The organism is Streptomyces sp. NPDC033221 (assembly GCF_055577005.1).
This window is the reverse complement of the sequence record NZ_JBVIQN010000001.1, coordinates 175,596-197,265: the sequence shown is the minus strand read 5'-3', so window position 1 is coordinate 197,265 and position 21,670 is coordinate 175,596. Positions and strand designations below refer to the sequence as shown.

At 69.7% G+C, this 21,670-nt stretch carries 18 protein-coding genes; 9 read left to right on the top strand and 9 right to left on the bottom strand.

What is annotated here, in order from left to right:
* Positions 1-11: 11 nt before the first annotated feature.
* Positions 12-872 (bottom strand): hypothetical protein, encoded by an 861-nt coding sequence (locus ACZ53K_RS00885; protein ID WP_468830274.1) that lies wholly within the window; start codon positions 870-872, stop codon positions 12-14.
* Positions 873-941: 69 nt separating this feature from the next.
* Positions 942-1,274: a hypothetical protein gene (locus ACZ53K_RS00880; protein WP_468830272.1), complete on the bottom strand. Its 333-nt coding sequence runs from the start codon at positions 1,272-1,274 to the stop codon at positions 942-944.
* 761 nt (positions 1,275-2,035) lie between these two features.
* Here ACZ53K_RS00880 and ACZ53K_RS00875 point away from each other — a divergent pair.
* Entirely contained in the window at positions 2,036-4,441 is a 2,406-nt protein-coding gene (locus ACZ53K_RS00875) for an ABC transporter family substrate-binding protein (protein WP_468830270.1), read from the top strand.
* Positions 4,442-4,729: 288 nt separating this feature from the next.
* Complete coding sequence (gene typA / locus ACZ53K_RS00870; RefSeq protein ID WP_468830268.1) at positions 4,730-6,634, top strand: translational GTPase TypA; 1,905 nt, start codon at positions 4,730-4,732, stop codon at positions 6,632-6,634.
* Positions 6,635-6,704: 70 nt separating this feature from the next.
* On the opposite strand, the gene ACZ53K_RS00865 is transcribed toward typA, so the two are convergent.
* The 6 genes from ACZ53K_RS00865 to panD are packed head-to-tail and all read right to left on the bottom strand — an operon-like array spanning position 6,705 to position 13,399.
* Positions 6,705-7,574, bottom strand: coding sequence for an LLM class flavin-dependent oxidoreductase (locus tag ACZ53K_RS00865; protein WP_468830773.1), 870 nt, complete (start codon positions 7,572-7,574; stop codon positions 6,705-6,707).
* 32 nt (positions 7,575-7,606) lie between these two features.
* Positions 7,607-8,980: a hypothetical protein gene (locus ACZ53K_RS00860; RefSeq protein ID WP_468830266.1), complete on the bottom strand. Its 1,374-nt coding sequence runs from the start codon at positions 8,978-8,980 to the stop codon at positions 7,607-7,609.
* Positions 8,977-10,242 (bottom strand): GNAT family protein, encoded by a 1,266-nt coding sequence (locus ACZ53K_RS00855; protein WP_468830264.1) that lies wholly within the window; start codon positions 10,240-10,242, stop codon positions 8,977-8,979. Before ACZ53K_RS00855 ends, ACZ53K_RS00860 begins: the two co-directional genes overlap by 4 nt.
* Positions 10,243-10,254: 12 nt before the next feature.
* Entirely contained in the window at positions 10,255-11,559 is a 1,305-nt protein-coding gene (locus ACZ53K_RS00850; RefSeq protein WP_468830262.1) for an MFS transporter, read from the bottom strand.
* Positions 11,559-12,941, bottom strand: a complete 1,383-nt coding sequence (locus ACZ53K_RS00845; RefSeq protein ID WP_468830260.1) for a DUF6002 family protein — start codon at positions 12,939-12,941, stop codon at positions 11,559-11,561. The genes ACZ53K_RS00850 and ACZ53K_RS00845 overlap by 1 nt, the downstream gene beginning before the upstream one ends.
* Before the next feature lie 44 nt (positions 12,942-12,985).
* Entirely contained in the window at positions 12,986-13,399 is a 414-nt protein-coding gene (gene panD, locus ACZ53K_RS00840) for an aspartate 1-decarboxylase (RefSeq protein WP_468830770.1), read from the bottom strand.
* A gap of 815 nt (positions 13,400-14,214) precedes the next feature.
* Between panD and ACZ53K_RS00835 the strand changes: the two genes are divergently transcribed.
* The 5 genes from ACZ53K_RS00835 (at position 14,215) to ACZ53K_RS00815 (ending at position 19,947) form a co-directional block, all read left to right on the top strand.
* Entirely contained in the window at positions 14,215-15,840 is a 1,626-nt protein-coding gene (locus ACZ53K_RS00835; protein WP_468830258.1) for a peptide ABC transporter substrate-binding protein, read from the top strand.
* 95 nt (positions 15,841-15,935) lie between these two features.
* The gene (locus ACZ53K_RS00830; protein ID WP_468830256.1) at positions 15,936-16,862 is read left to right on the top strand and encodes an ABC transporter permease; all 927 of its coding nucleotides are present in this window, start codon (positions 15,936-15,938) and stop codon (positions 16,860-16,862) included.
* Complete coding sequence (locus tag ACZ53K_RS00825) at positions 16,855-17,853, top strand: ABC transporter permease (RefSeq protein ID WP_468830254.1); 999 nt, start codon at positions 16,855-16,857, stop codon at positions 17,851-17,853. Before ACZ53K_RS00830 ends, ACZ53K_RS00825 begins: the two co-directional genes overlap by 8 nt.
* Before the next feature lie 11 nt (positions 17,854-17,864).
* On the top strand, positions 17,865-18,902 hold the full coding sequence (locus ACZ53K_RS00820; protein WP_468830252.1) for an ABC transporter ATP-binding protein: 1,038 nt from the start codon (positions 17,865-17,867) through the stop codon (positions 18,900-18,902).
* On the top strand, positions 18,895-19,947 hold the full coding sequence (locus ACZ53K_RS00815; RefSeq protein WP_468830250.1) for an ABC transporter ATP-binding protein: 1,053 nt from the start codon (positions 18,895-18,897) through the stop codon (positions 19,945-19,947). Before ACZ53K_RS00820 ends, ACZ53K_RS00815 begins: the two co-directional genes overlap by 8 nt.
* Before the next feature lie 72 nt (positions 19,948-20,019).
* On the opposite strand, the gene ACZ53K_RS00810 is transcribed toward ACZ53K_RS00815, so the two are convergent.
* Complete coding sequence (locus ACZ53K_RS00810; protein ID WP_468830248.1) at positions 20,020-20,415, bottom strand: ATP-binding protein; 396 nt, start codon at positions 20,413-20,415, stop codon at positions 20,020-20,022.
* 134 nt (positions 20,416-20,549) lie between these two features.
* On the opposite strand from ACZ53K_RS00810, the gene ACZ53K_RS00805 reads away from it, so the two are divergent.
* Both ACZ53K_RS00805 and ACZ53K_RS00800 read left to right on the top strand, forming a co-directional pair.
* The gene (locus tag ACZ53K_RS00805) at positions 20,550-21,413 is read left to right on the top strand and encodes a helix-turn-helix domain-containing protein (RefSeq protein WP_468830246.1); all 864 of its coding nucleotides are present in this window, start codon (positions 20,550-20,552) and stop codon (positions 21,411-21,413) included.
* Between the two features lie 10 nt (positions 21,414-21,423).
* Positions 21,424-21,624: a DUF397 domain-containing protein gene (locus ACZ53K_RS00800; protein ID WP_468830244.1), complete on the top strand. Its 201-nt coding sequence runs from the start codon at positions 21,424-21,426 to the stop codon at positions 21,622-21,624.
* The last annotated feature ends 46 nt before the right edge of the window (positions 21,625-21,670 follow it).

Here is a 21,670-nt window from a genome sequence, read left to right as displayed (position 1 = left end):
AGGCACCCTTCCTAGAAGAAGCGCGGATCGTCGAAGGCCCCGGTGGCGAGCAGGAAGACGTAGAAGTCGGCGGCGGCCACGCTGATCAGCGAGGCCCAGGCGAGGGCCGCGTGCCGTGCGTTGAGCTTGCCGACCCAGCCCCACAGGCGGTAGCGCACCGGGTGTCGGGAGAAGTGCCGCAGCCGGCCGCCGATGATGTGCCGGCAGGAGTGGCAGGAGAGGGTGTACGCCCAGATGAGGATGATGTTGACGAGGAAGACGAGGGTGCCGAGGCCCATGTGGCCCCACTCGTAGTCCGCGTTCCGGAAGGTGAGCACGGTGTCGTAGGTGAGGATGCCCGCGACGGCCACCGCGAAGTAGAAGAAGTAGCGGTGGATGTTCTGCAGGACCAGCGGGAAGCGGGTCTCGCCGGTGTACTTCTTGTGCGGCTCGGCCACCGCGCAGGCCGGGGGCGAGGCCCAGAAGCCGCGGTAGTACGCCTTGCGGTAGTAGTAGCAGGTCAGCCGGAAGCCCAGCGGGAAGATCAGGATCAGCAGGGCGGGGGACAGGCCCCACCAGCCGCCGACGACCTCCCAGTTCGGGCCGCCGCGCATGGGGTGGCAGTTCTCCGCCAGGCACGGTGAGTAGAACGGCGAGACATAGGGCGCGGCGTAGTAGTCCGCGTTCGCGAACGCCCGCCAGGTCGAGTAGACGACGAAGGCGAACAGGCCCGCCGCGGTCGTGGCCGGGTACAGCCACCAGCGGTCGGTGCGCAGGTGGCGGGCGGGGATCGCGGCGCGCGAGGGGGCGTGGACGCCGGTGCGTGGCGGGCCTGCCGCGCCCTTCGTGCCGCTTGTGCCGGTATGCGGTTGGGGTTCGGTGCCAGTGGCCAACGTCGGTCTCCGTGGACGGCTGTCTGAGGGTGGGACGGGTGGCGCTCAGCGGCGGTACGGGTGTGCGGCCTACGGCGCCCGGCGGTCGCGCGCGCCGAGGCCCTCGTCCTCCGCGTCGGCCCACAGGGCGGTGTCGTACGGCGCGTCCGGGATGGTCACCATCTCGGGCGCGGGGACCGGCAGGCGGGCGGAGCGCGCGCCCGCGCCGTACGCGGGCCGCCCGCCGGGCGCGTCCGCGGTGCTGTCCCGCAGCAGTTGCAGGCTTTCGCGCAAATGGTCGGCGTCGCTGCGTACGCGCCGGATGTCCAGGCCGTCGCCGACCTGCGCCTCCAGTCGTCCGACCGACCGTTCCAGGTCGTCCAGGCTGCGCTGAGCAGCCGTCAGATCGTCGTGCAAGGACATGACTTGCCTCACCTCCGCGGGTGTGGTCGGCGTGCCCTAGGGCGCTTCTGACGGATCTCCGCGGCGTCGCGACTCCCCCAGCTACCGCTGGGGGGTGCCCCCCAGGCACGCACCCTCGCCGCACGGCGCAAAGGGACGGGTGGCTCCGCCACATGACCCTTCACACCGCACTCCCCCTAGCTCTTCGAGCAGGGGGGACCCCCAAGCGCACGCACCGAACGCCGCCTCTCTCCACGGAGATCCATCAGAAACGCCCTAGCCGCATGGCCCGGACCCGGTCCGGGCACAGCGGCGTGCGCCAGCGAGTGTCGCGCGTCACAGTCGCGATTGGGAAGGGATCTGCCGTGATTGCGGAACCGGACCGGCGTGTTTCGGCAGGTGTGCGCCGTCGGTCCGGGCCGGCGGGCGTGCTTTTGTACGGCGGCGCGTACGCCCGCGGGCGCGGGCCCGTACGCCCTCCTGTCCGGGCATGCCTTCCCGGGTCCGTCCGCCCTCCCGTCCCGAGGGCCCCGGCGCCGGCCTGCCGTACCACCTGCACGCCGCCCGGCGTACGGTCAGCCGCGTGCCGGGAAGGGGAAACGGTTGGGCCGGGCGGGTGGCCTTCGCGGGGGCGGCCGACGTGTCGCCCGCCCCCGCGGCGGCCGGTCCCCTTCAGTGGTGGAGCCATAGATGTGATGAGCCGCAAAGTCGGCCGAACGTGATCCGTGGCCCCGCGGCCCGCCGCGGCGGCGCGGCGCGGGCGAGCCCCGGAGGTAACCGTGATGACCCACCCCGTCAGCTCAGGCGGCGCGGTCTGCCGCAGGCGCCGCTGTGCCGCGCTCCTCGCTGCCGGAGTGCTGCTGCCGCTGCCGGTCCTGACCGGCTGCGGCGGGGGCGACGATGCCGACGAGGCCGCGCCCGGCGCCCAGGACATCTCCGTCACCGCCCGCGACCGGGTACGCCAGGGCGGCACGCTGCGCTGGGCCGTGGACGCCGTACCCGGCACGCTGAACACCTTCCAGGCGCGCGCGGACGCGGCCACGCGGCGCGTCACCGACGCCGTACTGCCCCGGCTGTTCACCCTGGACCAGCGCGGCCGGCCGCAGCGCAACCCGGACTACCTGGACGCCGTCGACGTCACCGACCGCGAGCCCCGTCAGACCGTCGTCTACAAGATCAACCCGAAGGCGTGGTGGAGCGACGGGCGAGCGATCGGACCGGAGGACTTCGTCGCGCAGTGGAAGGCGCTGAGCGGCAAGGACAACGCGTACTGGAGCGCCCGCAACGCCGGATACGACCGGATCGACACGATCGAGCAGGGCGGCAACGCGCGCGAGGTCAAGGTCACCTTCGCCAAGCCGTACGCCGACTGGAGGTCACTCTTCACGCCGCTGTACCCGAAGAGCGTGATGGGCGACGCGCGCGCCTTCAACGACGGCGCCCGCGAACGGCTCAAGGAGGTGGCCGGGCCGTTCACGGTCCACGAGCGGGACGCCGGGGCCGGCACCCTCACCCTCGTACGCAACCCGAAGTGGTGGGGCGCGCCGGCCAAGCTGGACAAGGTGGTGCTGACGGCGCTGCCGCGCGACAAGCGGACCGCGGCGCTGGCCGCCGGGAAGATCGACCTGGCCGAGGTGGACCCGGCCGACGCCCGGAAGATCACCGCGGCGCGCAGACCCGCGGCGTCGGGGTCGGCGAGCGCCGGGTCGCCGAGCGCGGTCTCCCCGAGCGCCGGTTCCCCGAGCGCCGGAGCGCCGGACGGGGCGTCGGCGGCCGGGCGCGTCGAAGACGCCGAGCACGACGCCGATCACCCCCAGGCCCCGCGCGGCGACGACGCGCCGCCGCGCAAGGTGTCCGCCGCCGAACGGGACGCCCTGCGCCACTACACCGTCCGCAAGGCCCTGGAACCCGCCTACACGCAGCTCGCCCTCAACGGCAGCGCCAATCCGCTCAACGACGACCGGGTACGCCGCGCGGTGGCCCGCGCCATCGACCGGCAGAAGCTGGCCGACTCCGTGCTCAAGCCGCTCGGCCTGCCGAACCGGCCGCTCGGCAGCCATCTGCTGATGGCGGGTCAGCCCGGGTACACGGACCACAGCGGCGCCCTCGGCGGCCCGGACACCACGGCCGCGCGGTCGATGCTGGCCGACGCGGGCTGGCGGGCGCCGGGCGGCTCCTCGGCGCAGCCGCAGAAGCCCGAGCAGCAGCCGGAGAAGAAGGTGGACGCCGGCCGGGGCGGCTCCGACGACGGCAAGGCGGGCGACGTGGAGCGCGCCGGCGCCGTATCGGCGACGCCGCTGTCCTCGGCCGGTGTGCAGTCCGCCGACCTCGAACGGGCCACGCTGCTGCGGCAGAGCGCGGACTTCTACAAGGACGCGGCCGCGAACGGGCGCAGGGCGGCCGCGGGGGACACCACCGTCGCGGCGTACGCGGACTACCGGCGCTACGAGATGCTGGCGGCCGGCGCGCTGAGCGCTGCCGAGATGATCGAGGTGGCCCCGGCGCCCGGCGGCGGGGGCACCGGCGCCGAGCAGGCGGGCCGGGGCCCGGCGGACCGGGGACGGACGGCCGACGGCAAGCCGGTCGAGGGCGGCCTGGCCGCCCCGCTGGACGCCCGCCCGGCCGCCGACCCCGCGGCCCGCGGCCCGGTCCCCGCCCTCAAGAAGGACGGCAAGCCGCTCGTGCTGCGCTTCGTGCTCCCCGACGGTCCGGGCTCCGAGCGGCTGCGTACGGTGGCCGACCGGATCTCCGGGATGCTGGCCCGGATCGGTGTGCAGACCGCCGTACAGAAGGTGCCGGACGCCAGCTATTTCGAGGACCACATCGCGGCCGGCGACTTCGACCTGGCGCTCTACACCTGGCCCGGCTCCGCCTACCCGGCCACCGACGGCCGGCCCATCTACGCCAAGCCGCAGCCCGCGGCCGACGGCAGTCTCACCGTCGAGCAGAACTACACCCGGGTCGGCACCGACCACATCGACCAGCTCTTCGACCAGGCGGCCGCCGAGCTGGACGAGGACGCCTCCCGTGAGCTGGTGGAGCGCGCCGACGCCCGGATCTGGGCGGCCGCCGGGTCCGTACCGCTCTACCAGCGGCCCGAGGTCGTCGCGGCGAAGGAGGACGTGGTCAACGCGGGCGCCTTCGGCTTCGCGACCCCGCGCTTCCAGGACATCGGTTACAAGAAGTGATGGACCGGATGTAGCGGACGGACCGGGCCCTGCGCCCCCGGCGTACGACCCGGCCGTCCACCCGGTTACGTACAGGTGTCCCGCAGGCGGGCCGGACGTGGTCCCCGGGCGTACAGCGGCCATTCGAACATCAATCACCGCAGGTCAGAGGTGGTTCGAGCGCCCGGGGGCGGCCGATACCGCGCCCGCCCCGTACCATGGGGTGAGGCCGTGGCGTCTTCATGCCCGGCAGGCACACGTACCGGACCGTACGTGCCGCCCACCACGATCCGGGAGAAGCGCCGCAGTATGCCCACGCGCCACGACATTCGTAACGTCGCCATCGTCGCCCACGTCGACCACGGCAAGACGACCCTCGTCGACGCCATGCTCAAGCAGGCCGGCTCCTTCGCCGCGCACGCAGCCGAGTCCCTCGACGACCGCATGATGGACTCGAACGACCTGGAGCGTGAGAAGGGCATCACGATCCTGGCCAAGAACACGGCGGTGAAATACCACCCCAAGGATGGCGGCGACGTCATCACCATCAACATCATCGACACCCCCGGCCACGCCGACTTCGGTGGCGAGGTCGAGCGCGGCCTGTCGATGGTGGACGCGGTGGTGCTGCTGGTGGACGCCTCCGAGGGCCCGCTGCCGCAGACCCGCTTCGTGCTGCGCAAGGCGCTGGACGCGAAGATGCCGGTCATCCTGTGCATCAACAAGACCGACCGTCCGGACTCCCGGATCGCCGAGGTCATCGACGAGACCTACGACCTGTTCCTGGACCTGGACGCGGACGAGGACCAGATCGAGTTCCCGATCGTCTACGCCTGCGCCCGAGACGGCGTCGCCTCGCTGACCAAGCCGGAGGACGGCACGGTCCCGCAGGACAGCACCAACCTGGAGCCGTTCTTCAGCACCCTGCTGGACGCCGTCCCGGCCCCCGAGTACGACGAGTCGGCGCCGCTGCAGGCCCACGTCACCAACCTCGACGCGGACAACTTCCTCGGCCGTATCGCGCTGCTCCGCGTGGAGCAGGGCGAGCTGCGAAAGGGCCAGACCGTCGCGTGGATGAAGCGCGACGGGTCGGTCCAGAGCGTGCGCATCACCGAGCTGATGATGACCGAGGCGCTCACCCGCAAGCCCGCCGAGGTCGCGGGCCCCGGTGACATCTGCGCCGTCGCCGGTATCCCCGACATCATGATCGGCGAGACGCTGGCCGACCCGGAGAACCCGGTCGCGCTGCCGCTGATCACGGTCGACGAGCCCGCCATCTCGATGACCATCGGCACCAACACCTCGCCGCTGGTCGGCCGTGGCGGCACCGGCAAGGGCGCGGACGCCAAGGCCGCGACCAAGGACCGCAAGGTCACCGCCCGCCAGGTCAAGGACCGCCTGGACCGCGAGCTGATCGGTAACGTCTCGCTGCGCGTGCTGGACACCGAGCGTCCCGACGCCTGGGAGGTGCAGGGCCGCGGTGAGCTGGCGCTGGCCATCCTGGTCGAGCAGATGCGCCGCGAGGGCTTCGAGATGACCATCGGCAAGCCGCAGGTGGTCACCAAGGAGGTCGACGGCAAGACCTACGAGCCCGTCGAGCGCATGACCATCGACGTGCCCGAGGAGCACATGGGCGCCGTCACGCAGCTCATGGGCGTCCGCAAGGGCCGGATGGACAACATGTCCAACCACGGCTCGGGCTGGGTCCGCATGGAGTTCGTCGTCCCGTCCCGCGGCCTGATCGGCTTCCGTACGGAGTTCCTGACCAACACCCGCGGCACCGGCATCGCGCACTCCATCCACGAGGGCCACGAGCCCTGGTTCGGCACCCTGACGACCCGCAACAACGGTTCGCTGGTCGCCGACCGGGCCGGCGCGGTCACCGCCTTCGCGATGACCAACCTCCAGGAGCGCGGCGTGCTCTTCACCGACCCCGGCACCGAGGTGTACGAGGGCATGATCGTCGGCGAGAACTCGCGCTCCGACGACATGGACGTGAACATCACCAAGGAGAAGAAGCTCACCAACATGCGCTCCTCCTCCGCCGACTCCTTCGAGGCGATCGTGCCGCCGCGCAAGCTCTCCCTGGAGCAGTCGCTGGAGTTCTGCCGCGACGACGAGTGCGTCGAGGTGACCCCGGAGGCGGTCCGTATCCGCAAGGTCGTCCTGGACCAGAAGGAGCGCGGCCGCACCGCTTCGCGCGCGAAGCGGTAACACCCGCCGCACCACGTAGGGCCAGGTTCTCCTCGGAGGAGAACCTGGCCCGTCCTGTCCGGCCGCGCGGTCAGCGCGTGAGGGCGCGCTCGAACGCGGCGCGGCTGCCCGCGAAGATCCCCTCGGGCCGTGGGTGGTTGACGGTGATCTCCGTGAAGCCGAGGTCCGCGCAGCGTCCGAGGAGTTCGCCGAAGCGGGCCGGGGAGGCATAGGGATCGGTGACGATCCTGCTGAGGTTGACGAGCTTGCCCAGGCCGGTGAAGTCCCGGCCGACGCCGTCACAGGCGTCCTTGAGGCGGCCGAGCTGCTTGCCGAGCGTGGCGAAGGCGTCGTCCTCGCTCTGTTCGCCGGGCTGTGCGGTGTCGCCGATCGTGACCCAGGTGTCGGCGTACCGCGCCGCCAGCCGCATGCCTCGCGGTCCCGCCGCCGCGATGGCGAAGGGAACGCGGGGACGCTGTACGCACCCCGGGATGTTGCGGACGTCCACCGCGTCGAAATACGCGCCGTGGTGCGAGGTGACCGGATCACGCAGCAGCCGGTCGGTCAGGCTGACGAACTCCTCGAAGCGGTCGGCCCGCCGGCCGGGGGTGAGTTCGGGGCCGCCCAGGGCCGTACTGTCCGCGCCTGCCGCGCCGGCGCCCACTCCGAGCACGAAACGTCCGCCGCTGATCTGGTCCAGCGTCATGATCTGCTTGGCCAGGGTGACCGGGTGCCGGAAGTTGGGCGAGGTGACCAGGGTGCCGACGGTGAGGCGCTCGGTGACGGCCGCGGCGGCGGTCAGTGTGGTCAGCGCGTCGAACCACGGCCGGTCGCGCAGCGACCGCCAGGAGAGGTGGTCGAAGGTCCAGGCGTGCCGGACGCCCAGCTCCTCCAACCGCTGCCAGACCCGGACCCCCTCGGGCCCCGGGTGCTCGGGCAGTACCACGACGCCCACCTTCATGGCGTTCACCCTCTCCTTGTCCGCGCTACGGTTCACGCTTCCGCCACCAGACAGTTCAGTACCGTCCGCGGCCCCGAAGTGATCACGCCGGGGCCGTGCGCCGGAACGCACCGTACGATGCAGCCCGCGCCGGTGCCGCCGAGCACGAAGGGGCTGATGACCGCGTCGGCGTCGATCCGGGTCACCGCACCGCTCGCGTCGTGGACGATGTCGAGCGGGTAGGAAACCGTCTCGACCACCTCCTGGGCGACATACGTTCCCGTGGACACGGCCGTGTCGATCAGCTGCCGCCAGTCCCCGGGCTCCGTGTGCATGCCGAAGGTCACCGTGTCCCCCGCGTTGCCGGTCGTGCCCTTGAGGATGTAGCGGTCCTGTTCCTCGGCGAGCAGCTGCGGCAGGTCGTGGCGTTGGCCGCGCCACCAGGTCTTGCGGTTTCCCACCACGCGGCTCCACGGGACGTGACGCCCGGTCAGCTCCCGCTCCGCCTCCGACATCCAGGGCTGTCCCTCCGAGAGGAGCGCGAGTGCCGCCTTGCTGTCGAGCAGCAGGGCGCTCTGCGAGGGGATCATGAGGAACCCCCCGTCCAGCGCGGCTCGTACGGGCCGCAGGTCGGCCCCGGCCGCACGCATGTCCAGATGGTTGAACTGGCGGATGCCCAGGCGGTGGCGCGGTGCCGGGCCCGGCATGCCGACCGCGTCCGGCAGCTCCTCCAGCTCCGTGAACACGGCCGGAACGCCGTGTGCGCGCAGCAGATCCGCCTGCATCCCGGCCACGTAGCGGGTGTCCTCCTGGCCGTGCGGGTCGTGGTGGTCGACGAGCGCGACGCCGGGAGCGATGCCCAGCTCGGCACCGACCTTCTCCACCAGCAGCGCCAGCCTGCTGTAAGCGTCCACGCTCACGTAGGCGGGGCGCCCGGCCTCTTCCCGTATGCGGTGCCACGCCCGCTGGAGGCGCTGGAAGTGCGGCATCCCGCCGAAGGAGCCGCCGACGTTGAACTCGATGAACTGCGGGCCGTCCGCGCCGATCACCACGTCCGCGCGGGCCATGTCGGCGCAGTGCCGCAGCTCGAACTCCTCGTCCGCCACGAACGCCGGGCACTCGTCCGCGCGGACGCCGAGCGCGGCCATCCGGCCCGCGCGGTCCGGGGCGACGCCGGTCGCGGTCCGGCGCAGCAGGTCGAGCAGCCGGACCGAGACGTCCATCAGCTCGCGGTACCGCTCCTGGGGCACCACGACCGGCTGGAGGGCCGTCGAGGTGCCTCCCGAGGGCAGGCCGTGCAGCTCCGCGCGGATGATCTCGGCCCGCCGGGCGGGGTCCAGGCCGGTGTCCGGCGGGGTGCGCCGGTCACCGAACCAGGACCGGTACGGGGTGGCCGGCCCCGGCGCCGACGCCGACGTCATGCTCATCGAGCTCGGCTCCTCTCCGGGGCAAGGACGGCCGGCGAGGGGGCGCGGTGTGCCCTGGCCAGGAAGGTGTCCAGGTGGAGCAGACGGTGCTCGGTGACATTGGCGCAGCGGTACGCCAGGTCGAGGCGCGGCGGGCGGTCGGCGTCGTGGAAATAGACTGCCCGCAGTGCCGTGCCGCCGTGGAACTCCAGTACCGGGTTGGCGACGAGGAAGTCGCGCACCCCGGGGGTGTCCCGGCGGGCGTGCCACCACACACGCAGGTCGGCGAAGTGGTTGGGCGCGACGGCCATGCGCGGGGTGAACTTGCGCTTCCACTGGAAGATCCCCTTGCTCAGCCACGCCTCGTTGCCGCCGAAGTCGACATGCCGGACGCCGGTTCGCTGGGCCCACTCCAGCAGCAGGTGGTCGCCGCCGCGCAGCGCGCCCAGCGCGAAGAGCTTCTCGTCGCCCTCGAAGACCCCGCCGAGCCGGACGGTGAGGGTGCCGCTCGGCTCGTGCCACTGGCACAGCGAGGCAGAGACCCGCTCGCCGTTGAGCCGGGCGAAGGCCAGCACCCCGCCCTTGAACAGGCACTCGTACGCGGCGTCCCTGGTCTCGCCGCGGGTGCGCTCGCCGTGCCGTACGTCCATGGTGGGTACGTACATCCGGTCGAAGAAGTAATCGAACGACGCGTCGTCCGAGGCGATCTCCAGCTCCCAGTCGGCGTTCCCGCGCTGGGAGGCGAACCACTTGCGCTCGCGCTTCGAGATCTGCCGCTGCCACTCCGCGGGGTCCGCCGGCATGTCGATCACCATGTGCATCCGGTAGGGCAGGACCAGGGACGCACGCTGCGGCAGCCGGGCGATCTGCGCGCGTGTACCGCCCACCGCGACCAGGTCCGCGTCCGGCAGCAGACGCCCGGAGGCCAGTCCGGCCCGTGGAGCGGGTGCCTGGCGGCGGTGCAGGGTGGGGAAGCCGAGTATCTCGCGCTGCCGTTCCAGCAGCTGATGGATCTTCACCACGCCGTGCGCGGGACCCGCGTAGGCGATGCTCGGCGAGCCGGGCCCGGCGGTGGAGAGCGAGGTGACCGGCCCGCGCAGCCGGCTGTCCACGACATTGCGTGCCCTGATGATGCGCGGATCGCCGCTCTGCTCCCACGCGAACCCGGCGCGCAGGCGCAAGCGTCGGTGCGGGGCGAGCGGCTGGCCGGCGCCGGGCGGGCGGGGGTCGTCGAGCGGACGGCCGGTGTCCGGCGCCGCGGGCGGTCTGATGGCTGTGTCCATGTCGATGAGGTCTCAGTCCTTCGTCAAACTGTCCGACGGCGACGGCGACGGCGACGGCGTGGGCGCGTCGGTCCCGGCCGCCGCGCGCCGCGGACCGCTGCGCAGCGCCCAGCGGCTGACCGGCACCACCGGCGCGCTGCTGACCAGGAACAGCGCGGCCAGCGTGAACCAGCCGAGCACGCCCCAGCCGACGACCAGCAGCGTCATCAGGGCCGGTGCGACCATGACCGCGGTGGTGGGACCGGCGCTGAAGGTCCCCTGGTATTCGCCCTGCGCGTCTTCGGGGGCCAGGCCCACCGACAGCCCCCAGGTGCTGGCGATGAAGAGCATTTCGCCCACCACGTGGGCGACCGCCGCGGCGACCATCAGGGCCACGGCAAGGGCGCCCGAGCGGTGGTAGGTGGCGGCGAACAGCACACAGGAGACCGCGAGGGCGGCGCCGCACCAGATGGCGAGGCGGGCCGCGCCGGGGACCGTGCGCCCGTACCGGCTGACCCGGTTCTGGAAGACCACGATGCCCAGCGCGTTGATCGTGGTGACCACGCCCACGGTCCACGCCGGGGCGCTGGTGTGCTCGGTCACCCACAGTGGCAGTCCGCTGCCGAGCATGCCCCAGTTGAGGGCGAGCAGCCCGCTGAGCACGGTGATCACCAGGAACGGCCGGTCCCGCAGCGCCAGCATCCCCCGGGAGACCTTGCGGTCGGTCAGCGACGCGACCCGCGGGACACCCCGCACGATCAGGGAGAACGCGATGTTGGACAGGCCGTAGAGGACGACGAGCGCGAGGTACGCGGGGCGGCTGTCCAGGTAGAGGACGCCCGCGCCGAGCACGGCGCCGACCGCGGAACCGACGTGGGCCATCACGACGGTGGTCGAGATGCCGGCCAGCCGCTCGTCCTCGGGGAGCAGCCCGGAGATCAGCGCGACCCGGATGCCCGACGCGACCCGCTCGGCCGCCATGGTGACGGTGGTGAACAGCAGGAAGAGCCAGAACTCGCTGACCAGTGCGAACCCGAGGGTCGCCAGGCCCTGGACCAGGACGGTCCAGACCAGGACCTCGCGGACGCCGACCCGGTCCGCGAGGTAGCCGAGAGGGTTGCCGATGAGCAGCCCGACCAGCCCGGCCACGGTGATGCCGAGGGCGAACTGGGCCGAGGACAGCCCGATGAAGTGGGTCACGAAGATGGCCCAGCAGGTGAACCATGCTCCGCCGCCGATGTTGGACGCCAGGGTCCCGGCGTAGACCCGTTTGACGGGCCCCCTCGGCGACCGGCTGAGCGCCTTCCTCAGCGGCCGGGCTGCTGACCGGGCCGGCATCAGTCGCGGTCGTCCTTGCCGCTGGCAGCGGCGAAGGCCACGTCGGCCAGGGAGGCCACATCCGTGACGGGCACGAGATACGGACGGGGCAGCGGCTCGAAGTCGGACACCTGATAGGCACCGGTGCCGTGGACGAGGATGTCGTCCTCGGGGACCAGATCCCGGTCGATGGCGTTGAGAATGCCGGTCAGCGCCATGACCAGGGACCACTCACGCAGCTCGCGGGGGTCTGCCGGGAGCTGGATGCCGGAGGGCCTCAGGAGGGTGCGCAGCTGCGGATAGCGCGAGAGGCACTCGTGCAGCGAGACGACGATGCCGCCGCCGCCCTGCGCCTTGATGACCGGGTCCATCTCGGCCGAGGTGACCGGGCGGCGGGTGTAGAAGGTCGGGTCGAGATTCTCCGCCGGGTCGTAGGTGGTGGCGGGGAATCGCGGGTCGCTGTCCTGCTCGTACAGGCCGGTGGAAGCGTTGAAGCGGTACTCGGGCAGGTTCTCCCGGGAGGGAGACCCGAAGTACAGGCTCAGCACCATGTCCGGGGTGTCCAGGTGCTGGACGAGGAAGTAGTGGGCGTCGGTGGTGCCGCCGTCGGCGGCTGCCAGCCGCTGGGCGCCGAGGTGGTGGCCCAGCAGGCCGTAGGCGCTGGAAACGGAGTGGACGTGCAGCCGGCCGGGGACACGCGGCAGGAATTCCCGTTCGGCACAGGCCCGTACGACGTCGGCGGCCTTGTAGTTGTTGATGTCCAGCGTGTACCAGAGGTTGATGTCGTGGCGCTCGCGCAGCTCCTCGGCGTACTGGTCCACCAGAGCGCGGGCCAGCAGCTTCACATCGGCGCGCTCCTCGCCGTCGAAGGTGACCACCGGGTTGCGGGCGCGCAGGGAGGAGTCCTCGCTCAGCGGTGAGGACCACAGCTTGGCACGGGACGAACCGGGCACGATCACCATGATGTTGAGCTGTTCCGGGGTCGCCAGCCCGGATTCGTAGGCCCGCAGTACGGCGTCCCGCAGCGCGGTGGCCTTGTTGCCGGACGAGGGGGAGAGGATCATGATCCGTTCCCCGGTGCGGCGGATGTGGGCGACCGCGCGGGCGACGATGGCCAGTGAGGCGAATGTCTTGGTGGTGACGGTGCGCGGATTGCGCATGAGGTCCATCAAGCGCAGTGTTTTTCCCCGGTATTCACCCAGTTCCGAAAAGGCCAGTCCGGATGCGCTGAGGAATGTGGTGAGTTCGGTACCGGACTGCGGGAGGTCGTAACCCGGGTTGAATTCACCGCTCTCCGGGGCCGCCGCACCGAAATCGGTGAGAGCGGCGACGACTTCCGCCTTGTAGCGGTCCACTGCGTTGTCGATCACCAGTGGCTGCGAACGGTCATACTGCGTGGTCATACCTGACTCCTCAAGGCAGCTGTACGGATTGCGTCCAGAAGTGGTCAGGCAGTGGGAACCGTTACCCGGTCGCCGCGCAGCAGGCCGGAGCCGGCCGGTGCCTCGGCCGGGTCCGAGCCGAGGTTCGTGACGCGGTTCTTGTCGTCCACGAAGACGACCCGGGGCTTGAGCGTCCGCGCCTCGTCGTCGGTGACGGTGGTGTAGGCGATGATGATGACCAGGTCACCGGGCTGAATCAGCCGCGCGGCGGCCCCGTTGATGCCGATCGTGCCCTCGCCGGCCGGGCCTTCGATGACGTACGTGCTCAGCCGTGCGCCGTTGTCCACGTCGACGATGTCGACCTTCTCGCCGGGGAGGAGATCGGCCTCCGCCATGAGGTCGGAACTGATGGTCAAAGAGCCCACGTAGTGCAGGTCCGCCTGGGTCACGGTGGCACGGTGGATCTTGGACTTGAGCATGGTGCGCACAGGAAATTCCCCCTTGGTGAAGCCCCGAAAAAAGGCCGACGGAGCGGGTTGCGCTCACGTGCGGCCGTAGGGACTTCGACGTGCTGAATGCTTCAAATAAGTGGTCGGCGTTGACGATCGGCCGGCGACCGGGAAGAAACCGGATCGCTGACCGGCGGGATGGCGATCAGGGCGTATGCCGTGAGCCGGTGACCTTTGCCCGCCGTATGCACCGGCGTGACCGGACGACGAACATCCTGCACGGCCCCTTGGTGAGCGTCAAGCAAATTTGATCACCACGACAACGCCAAGTCGGCCTTGAAATATGCGCATAGCGGTGACCGGTGTGCGGGCCGGCGAGGCTCCGTGGCGGGCAGGCGCGGACAGTGACGGCCGGGATGTACGGACAGTGACGGTATGGGCTGGGCGCCGGGGCGGGCGACGGCGGACCGCGCCTGGCCCGTGGCGCGTCCCTATACCCTGACCGGCGGGGTCGGTGCAAGCTCCTTCTGTCCGATGACGTCCGGAGAGCGGACGCCGGGCGCCGCGACGCGCGCGAAGCGCCCGTTTCGTTCCTGTCTGGCTGGGATTGCTTTGTCCGGATTCCGGAAAGGAGCGCGGGGGGATGTGACCAAACCGAAACACTTAATCTGTGGTTTATGTGATGGCCGTGACGAATAGTGGTGGCATTGAGCTCGGGTCAATGGGTCACGCGCTGTGGGGAGCGCCGACTCACGAGCAGTAGGGGCTGGTCGCTGGCTGTCAGGGGTGTCAGCTGCGGGCAGCTCCTTTCCATGAAGTGAATGGACTCATGAGGAGGCAGTCCCATGCGCGGTGCCAAGAGCGCCACCTGGGTCGCAGGTGCGATTGTCGTGGCGATGACCGCCACGGCGTGCGGCGGCGGCAGTGGTAGTGGCAACAAAGCGGCCGTTGACCCCAACGGCACGTACACCTACTACAACACCGAGCCGCAGCACGAGCTGATCCCGACCAACAGCAACGAGGTCGGCGGCGGCTACATCATCAAGAACCTCTTCCGCGGTCTGGTCGACTTCGACGCCAAGGGCAAGCTGCGCTACCAGAACGCCGAGAGCGTCGAGTCCACGGACAACCAGCACTTCACGGTCAAGCTGAAGAAGGGCTGGAAGTTCCACAACGGCGAGCCCGTGACGGCCTCCTCCTTCGTGGACGCCTGGAACTGGGGCGCCAACTCCAAGAACGCCCAGCTGAACGCCTCCTGGTTCGAGTTCATCAAGGGCTACGAGGACGTCCACCCGAAGGAGGGCGACCCGAAGGCCGACAAGATGTCGGGTCTGAAGGTCGTCAACGACAACGAGTTCACCATCGAGCTGTCGCAGCCGGTCTCCACTTTCAAGGAGCGGCTGTTCTACGACGCCTTCTTCCCGCTGCCCAAGGCGTTCTTCAAGGACACCAAGGCGTTCGGTGAGCACCCCATCGGCAACGGTCCGTACCAGCAGGACGGGAACTGGGAGCACAAGGTCCAGTTCAAGACGAAGAAGTTCGCCGGTTACCAGGGCGTGGACAAGCCCAAGAACGGCGGCGTGATCTTCAAGTTCTACAACACGGACGACAGCGCCTACAACGACCTGGTCTCCGACAAGGTCGACATCATGTACAAGGTCCCGAACTCGGCGACCAGCAAGTTCAAGGCGGACCTCGGCGACCGCGCGGTCAACGAGCCGTACGGCGGCCAGACCACCATCGCCTTCCCCATGTACGACAAGGAGTGGGCGAAGCCGGAGAAGGCCAAGGTCCGCCAGGGCCTGTCCATGGCCATCGACCGCGACACCATCGTCAAGACCGTCCTCAAGGACGCCTACGACGCGGCCGACGGCTGGGTTCCCACGGTCGTCGAGGGTTACCAGAAGGACGTCTGCGGCGAGTTCTGCAAGTTCAACCCGACCAAGGCCAAGCAGCTGATCAAGGAAGGCGGTGGCGTCCCCGGCAACAAGATGACCATCACCTTCAACAACGACGGCGGCCACCGGGACTGGGCCGAGGCGGTCTGCAACGACATCAAGCAGAACACCGGTGTGAACTGCGCCGCCGCGCCGCGCCCGACCTTCCAGCAGGTCCGTAACGAGATCACCGGCAAGAAGCTGGACAGCGCCTTCCGTATGGCGTGGGTCCAGGACTTCCCGAACATCTCCAACTTCATCTCCGAGCAGTACCGCACCGGTGCCGGCGCGAACGACATGGGCTTCTCCGACCCGGAGCTCGACAAGCTGATGGACCAGGCCAACAGTGCCAAGACCATCGAGGAGTCGAACAAGCTCTACGTCCAGGCCGAGAAGAAGCTGACGGAGAAGATGCCCTCCATCCCGCTGTTCTTCGACCACACCCTCGGCGGTTACTCGAACAACGTGCAGAACGTGAAGTTCGACACCTACCGCCAGGCGATCTGGACCGACGTCGAGGTCAAGCAGAAGTAACCGGGACGCTGCATGTGACGCAGGCCCAGTAGCCGCCCGCCCCACCCATCCCCGGGGCGCGGCGGCCACTGGGCCCGTCAGCGACAGGAGGAACCATGGGGCGTTATGTCGCGAGGCGACTGCTCCAGATGATCCCGGTGTTCATCGGGACCACTCTGCTCATTTTCCTGATGGTGTATTCGCTGCCGGGCGACCCCATCAAGGCGCTTTTCGGTGACAAGGCCGCCGACCCGGCCACCGTCGCCAGACTTCGGCACCAGTTCGGGCTGGACCAGTCCCTGCTGACCCAGTACTGGAATTACCTGACCGGCCTGTTCAAGGGCGACTTCGGGCAGAGCTTCACCGGCCGCCCGGTCGCCGACCTGATCAGCGAGGCCTTCCCGGTCACCATCCGGCTGGCGCTCTACGCCTTCGCCATCGAGGTGGTCATCGGTGTCGCGCTCGGCATGCTCACCGGCCTCAAGCGCGGCAAGTTCGTCGACCAGCTGGTCCTGGTGCTCACCCTGATCGTGATCTCGGTCCCGGTGTTCGTGCTCGGCTTCCTCGCCCAGTTCTTCCTGGGCCTGAAGTGGCAGCTGATCACACCGACGGTCCAGGACTCCATGAACCTGGGGCAGCTGACCGTCCCGGCGATCGTTCTCGGCGCCCTGTCGCTTGCGTACGTCACCCGGCTCACCCGAACCACCGTCGCGGAGAACCTGCGCGCCGACTACATGCGCACCGCGCTCGCCAAGGGCCTGCCCAAGAGCCGGCGCCTGGGCGTGCACCTGATGCGCAACTCCCTGATCCCCGTGGTCACCTTCCTCGGCACCGACCTCGGCATGCTGATGGGCGGCGCCATCGTCACCGAGGGCATCTTCAACGTCCAGGGCGTCGGCAACACGCTGTACCGGGCGATCCAGACCAGTGAAGGGCCCACCGTGGTCGGCATCGTCACGGTGCTCGTCCTCATCTACCTCGTGAGCAGCCTGGTCGTGGACCTGCTGTACGCCGTTCTGGACCCGAGGATCCGCTATGCCTGAGAAGACAACAGTGACCCCCAGCAGCGTCGCGGGTGCGGGCCCCGGCGCGGCCGGCACCGCGGTGGACATGTCCGCGGCCAGCGTCGTCGCCGCAAGCGAACTCGCCTCCATGGGCTCCGGTCCCAACAAGCCCCGCAGCCTCGGCCAGGACGCCTGGCGCGAACTGCGCGTCCGGCCGATGTTCTGGACCGCCGGTGCGCTGCTCCTGCTGCTGATCGTGATGGCCATCGTGCCCTCGCTGTTCACGAGCGCCAACCCGGACCACGCCGACCTGCGCAACCACTACCTCGGCGAGCCCCAGTGGTCGCACCTGTTCCAGGTGGACTGGTTCGGCTACAACAAGCAGGGCCAGAGCGTGTGGGCCCGTACGGTCTACGGCGCCCGCGCCTCGATCATCGTCGGCGTCTGCGTCACTCTCGCGGTCACCGTCTTCGGCGGTCTGCTCGGCATGCTCGCCGGTTACTTCGGCGGCTGGGCCGATGCCCTCCTGTCGCGTATCACCGACGTGTTCTTCGGCATCCCGCTGCTGCTCGGCGCGCTCGTGCTGCTCCAGGCGTTCACCAACCGCACCGTGTGGACGGTGACCCTGGGCCTGTCCGTCTTCGGCTGGATGCAGCTCGCCCGCGTCATGCGCGGAGCGGTCATCACACAGAAGCAGTCGGACTTCGTGACAGCCGCCAAGGCGCTCGGCGCCGGCCACGCCCGCATCCTGTTCAAGCACATCCTGCCGAACGCCATCGGGCCGGTCATCGTCGTGGCCACCATCGCGCTGGCCGGCTACATCTCCGCGGAGGCCACGCTGTCCTACCTGGGCATCGGCCTCGCGCCGCCGGCCATCTCCTGGGGCGTGGACATCTCCGCGGCCAAGGACGTGCTGCGCGACGCGCCGCACGTGCTGCTCATCCCGTCGGCGTTCCTGAGCATCACGGTGCTGGCGTTCATCCTCCTCGGCGACGCGGTGCGCGACGCCCTCGACCCCAAGCTGCGCTGAGGGAGGCATACGTGACCACCATCTCCAAGACCGCGGACGTGCCCCAGCGGGGAGCGGACGCCAAAGACAGCGGTCCGCTGCTCGACGTCCGTGACCTGCACGTCGAATTCCACACCCGGGACGGCGTCGTCAAGGCCGTCAACGGCGTCAACTACAACGTCAGCGCCGGCGAGACGCTCGCCGTGCTCGGCGAGTCCGGCTCCGGCAAGTCCGTCACCGCGCAGGCCGTGATGGGCATCCTGGACATGCCGCCGGCGAGGATCCCGCAGGGCGAGATCCTCTTCCGCGGCCAGGACATGCTGAAGATGACCCCCGAGGAGCGCCGCCGGACCCGTGGCGCGAAGATCGCCATGATCTTCCAGGACGCGCTGTCGTCGCTGAACCCGGTGCTCACCGTCGGCTACCAGCTCGGCGAGATGTTCCGGGTCCACCAGGGCATGTCCAAGAAGGACGCCAAGGCCAAGGCGATCGAGCTGATGGACCGGGTGAAGATCCCGGCCGCGGCGGCCCGGGTCGCGGACTACCCGCACCAGTTCTCCGGCGGTATGCGCCAGCGCATCATGATCGCCATGGCACTGGCCCTGGAGCCCGACCTGATCATCGCGGACGAGCCCACGACGGCGCTCGACGTGACCGTTCAGGCGCAGGTCATGGACCTGCTCGCGGACCTCCAGCGCGAGTACAACATGGGTCTGATCCTGATCACCCACGACCTGGGTGTGGTCGCCGACGTCGCCGACAAGATCGCGGTGATGTACGCGGGCCGGATCGTCGAGCACGCGCCCGTGCACGAGCTGTACAAGAACCCCGCGCACCCGTACACGCGCGGCCTGCTCGACTCCATCCCGCGCCTGGACCAGAAGGGCCAGGAGCTGTACGCGATCAAGGGCCTGCCGCCCAACCTGCTGAATATCCCCACGGGTTGCGCGTTCAACCCGCGCTGCCCCAAGGCGCAGGACATCTGCCGTACCGAGGTGCCGCCGCTGCACAGCGTCAGCGACAGCCGCGGCAGCGCGTGCCACTTCTGGGAGGAGACGATCAATGGCTGAGCCGAAGAAGGACACCCGGCGCGAGCCCATCCTCGAAGTCCGCAACCTGGTCAAGCACTTCCCGCTCACCCAGGGCATCCTGTTCAAGAAGCAGGTCGGCGCGGTCAAGGCCGTCGACGGCATCTCCTTCTCCCTGTACGAGGGCGAGACCCTCGGCATCGTCGGCGAGTCCGGCTGTGGCAAGTCCACGGTCGCCAAGCTGCTGATGAACCTGGAGCGGGCGACGTCCGGCGAGGTCTTCTACAAGGGTGAGGACATCTCCCGGCTGTCGGGGCGTGCGCTGAAGGCGGTGCGCCGCAACATCCAGATGGTGTTCCAGGATCCGTACACCTCGCTGAACCCGCGGATGACGGTCGGGGACATCATCGGCGAGCCGTACGAGATCCATCCCGAGGTGGCTCCGAAGGGCGACCGGCGCAAGAAGGTCCAGGACCTGCTGGACGTCGTCGGCCTCAACCCCGAGTACATCAACCGCTATCCGCACCAGTTCTCCGGCGGCCAGCGCCAGCGCATCGGCATCGCCCGCGGCCTCGCGCTCAACCCCGAGATCATCATCTGCGACGAGCCGGTCTCGGCGCTGGACGTGTCGGTCCAGGCGCAGGTCATCAACCTGATGGAGAAGCTCCAGGAAGAGTTCAACCTCTCCTACCTCTTCATCGCCCACGACCTGTCCATCGTCCGGCACATCTCCGACCGGGTCGGTGTCATGTACCTCGGCAAGATGGCGGAGATCGGCTCCGACGAGCAGATCTACGACCACCCGACACACCCGTACACCCAGGCCCTGCTCTCCGCCGTCCCCGTACCGGACCCGGAGGCCCGCACCGGCCGTGAGCGGATCATCCTTTCCGGCGATGTGCCGTCCCCGGCCAACCCGCCGTCGGGCTGCCGCTTCCGCACCCGCTGCTGGAAGGCCCAGGACAAGTGCGCCGAGGAGGTGCCGCTGCTCGCCGTCCCGGAGCGCTTCGCCGCCACGGGCAGCCTGGCGGCACACGACTCGGCGTGCCACTTCGCGGAGGAGAAGGACGTGGTCGGCGCGGCCTGAGCCGGCCCGTACGCGCGTACGCGGGGGCGCCCGGAGCTTCGGCTCCGTGCGCCCCCGTACGCGTACTCCGGCCTACGCCCCCTTGGGCGCCACGGTGAACCACACCGCCTTCCCGTTCGGATAGTCCCGCACCCCCCAGCTGTCCGCACACGCCTCCACGATCCCGAGCCCGCGCCCGAACTCCTCGTCGACCGCGGCCTGCTGCCGCTCCGGCACGCCCGGCCCGGTGTCCCACACGGCGATCGTCAGATCGAACGGCGAGCGGTCCACGCTCACGTACGCGTCGGTCTTCGCGTACTGGTACGAGTTGGTGATCAGCTCCGACACCATCAGCTCCGCCGTCTCCGTCAGACAGGTCAGCCCGGCCCCGTCCAGGATGTGCCGCAACGCGGCTCTGACGACGCCGACCGCCCGGGGATCATGCGGAATGAACAAGCCGTAGGACCAGGTCTCGCTGGGCGTGCGCATACGGCAGCCTCCAGGTGAGTACAGTCTGTGACTGGTGCCACACTCAAGGTAGCGATAGGGGTTGCCTATTCACAGCCTCATTGCTGCGATGCGGAGTTGCGAAATACTGCTCGCGTGCATCGAGGGAGGCACCGATGGGCCTGCGCGCCAACCCCACGTACCGCCAGCGACGCTTCGGGGCGGAAGTCCGGAAGCTGCGCGAGCGCGCGGAACTGTCGGTGGGTGAGGGTGCTGCCGTGATGGGGATGCACCAATCGCACATCAGCAACGTCGAGAGCGGACGCACGAGCCTGTCCGCCGAACGGCTGCGCAGACTCGCCGACGAGGCCGGGGACCTCGATCCCGCGTACGTCGAAGCGCTGATCGACCTCGGACAGCAGTCCGGAAAAGGGTGGTGGAGCCTGTACCGCAACAGTGTCCGGGCCCCGCTGCTCGACTTCGCCGAACTGGAGGCCGGAGCCGAGTCCATCGCCTGCTACGAGCCCATGTTCGTGCCCGGCCTGCTCCAGACGAGGGCGTACGCCACGGCCGTCCACCGCGGCGGGTACGTGGACGTGCCCCGCAGTGCGGAGGCGTCCGCGGTGGACTTCCGGCTGGAGCGGCAGCGAGTGCTCTCCGCGGAGCGGGCGCCCAGGGTCCATGCCGTCATCCACGAGGCCGCGCTGCGGGCGTCATTCGGCGGCCGGGCGCTCATGCGCGATCAGTTGCTGCGCCTGCTCGAAGCGGCTCGCCTGCCCAACGTGACGCTCCAGGTACTGCCGTTCGAAGGGCCGGTGGCCTTCGGTACGGCCTTCACGATGCTGACGCCATTCGTCCGTGAGCTGTCCACGGTGGTCGTCCCCCATGTCGAGAACTCCCTCTACCTGGGCGAAGTTGACGCCATCCACCGGTATGCGCACACGTTCGATAGGCTGACGGAGGTCGCGCTCGCGCCCGAGTCGCCGCGTTCGAAGGACTCGGTCAAACTCATCGAGCGACTCCTGTACCCCCTGCTCTAGGAAGGTGTACATGTCCCGGTCCGAGTGGCAGAAGTCCAGCTTCAGCGAAGGGCACACCGAGGCATGCGTCGAGGTGGCGGCGGGGACCGACGGACACCGGCGGATGCGGGAGAGCGCCGGGCCCGAGACGGTGCTGGGAGTGTCCGTGGGCGCGCTCGCCGGGTTGGTGCGTGCGCTGAAGGCCGGCGCCTTCGGCCCGGCGTCCGGGTGATCCACGGGCGAAGCCCGGGTCCGCGGCGCAGACTGGAGGCGTAGGC

Excerpts from the sequence above, each read along its gene's own strand:
- ACZ53K_RS00880 (WP_468830272.1), bottom strand. The coding sequence starts at position 1,274 with ATGTCCTTGCACGACGATCTGACGGCTGCTCAGCGCAGCCTGGACGAC.
- ACZ53K_RS00875 (WP_468830270.1), top strand. The coding sequence starts at position 2,036 with ATGACCCACCCCGTCAGCTCAGGCGGCGCGGTCTGCCGCAGGCGCCGC.
- typA (WP_468830268.1), top strand. The coding sequence starts at position 4,730 with ATGCCCACGCGCCACGACATTCGTAACGTCGCCATCGTCGCCCACGTC.
- ACZ53K_RS00865 (WP_468830773.1), bottom strand. The coding sequence starts at position 7,574 with ATGAAGGTGGGCGTCGTGGTACTGCCCGAGCACCCGGGGCCCGAGGGG.
- ACZ53K_RS00860 (WP_468830266.1), bottom strand. The coding sequence starts at position 8,980 with ATGAGCATGACGTCGGCGTCGGCGCCGGGGCCGGCCACCCCGTACCGG.
- ACZ53K_RS00855 (WP_468830264.1), bottom strand. The coding sequence starts at position 10,242 with ATGGACACAGCCATCAGACCGCCCGCGGCGCCGGACACCGGCCGTCCG.
- ACZ53K_RS00850 (WP_468830262.1), bottom strand. The coding sequence starts at position 11,559 with ATGCCGGCCCGGTCAGCAGCCCGGCCGCTGAGGAAGGCGCTCAGCCGG.
- ACZ53K_RS00845 (WP_468830260.1), bottom strand. The coding sequence starts at position 12,941 with ATGACCACGCAGTATGACCGTTCGCAGCCACTGGTGATCGACAACGCA.
- panD (WP_468830770.1), bottom strand. The coding sequence starts at position 13,399 with ATGCTCAAGTCCAAGATCCACCGTGCCACCGTGACCCAGGCGGACCTG.
- ACZ53K_RS00835 (WP_468830258.1), top strand. The coding sequence starts at position 14,215 with ATGCGCGGTGCCAAGAGCGCCACCTGGGTCGCAGGTGCGATTGTCGTG.
- ACZ53K_RS00830 (WP_468830256.1), top strand. The coding sequence starts at position 15,936 with ATGGGGCGTTATGTCGCGAGGCGACTGCTCCAGATGATCCCGGTGTTC.
- ACZ53K_RS00825 (WP_468830254.1), top strand. The coding sequence starts at position 16,855 with ATGCCTGAGAAGACAACAGTGACCCCCAGCAGCGTCGCGGGTGCGGGC.
- ACZ53K_RS00815 (WP_468830250.1), top strand. The coding sequence starts at position 18,895 with ATGGCTGAGCCGAAGAAGGACACCCGGCGCGAGCCCATCCTCGAAGTC.
- ACZ53K_RS00810 (WP_468830248.1), bottom strand. The coding sequence starts at position 20,415 with ATGCGCACGCCCAGCGAGACCTGGTCCTACGGCTTGTTCATTCCGCAT.
- ACZ53K_RS00805 (WP_468830246.1), top strand. The coding sequence starts at position 20,550 with ATGGGCCTGCGCGCCAACCCCACGTACCGCCAGCGACGCTTCGGGGCG.
- ACZ53K_RS00800 (WP_468830244.1), top strand. The coding sequence starts at position 21,424 with ATGTCCCGGTCCGAGTGGCAGAAGTCCAGCTTCAGCGAAGGGCACACC.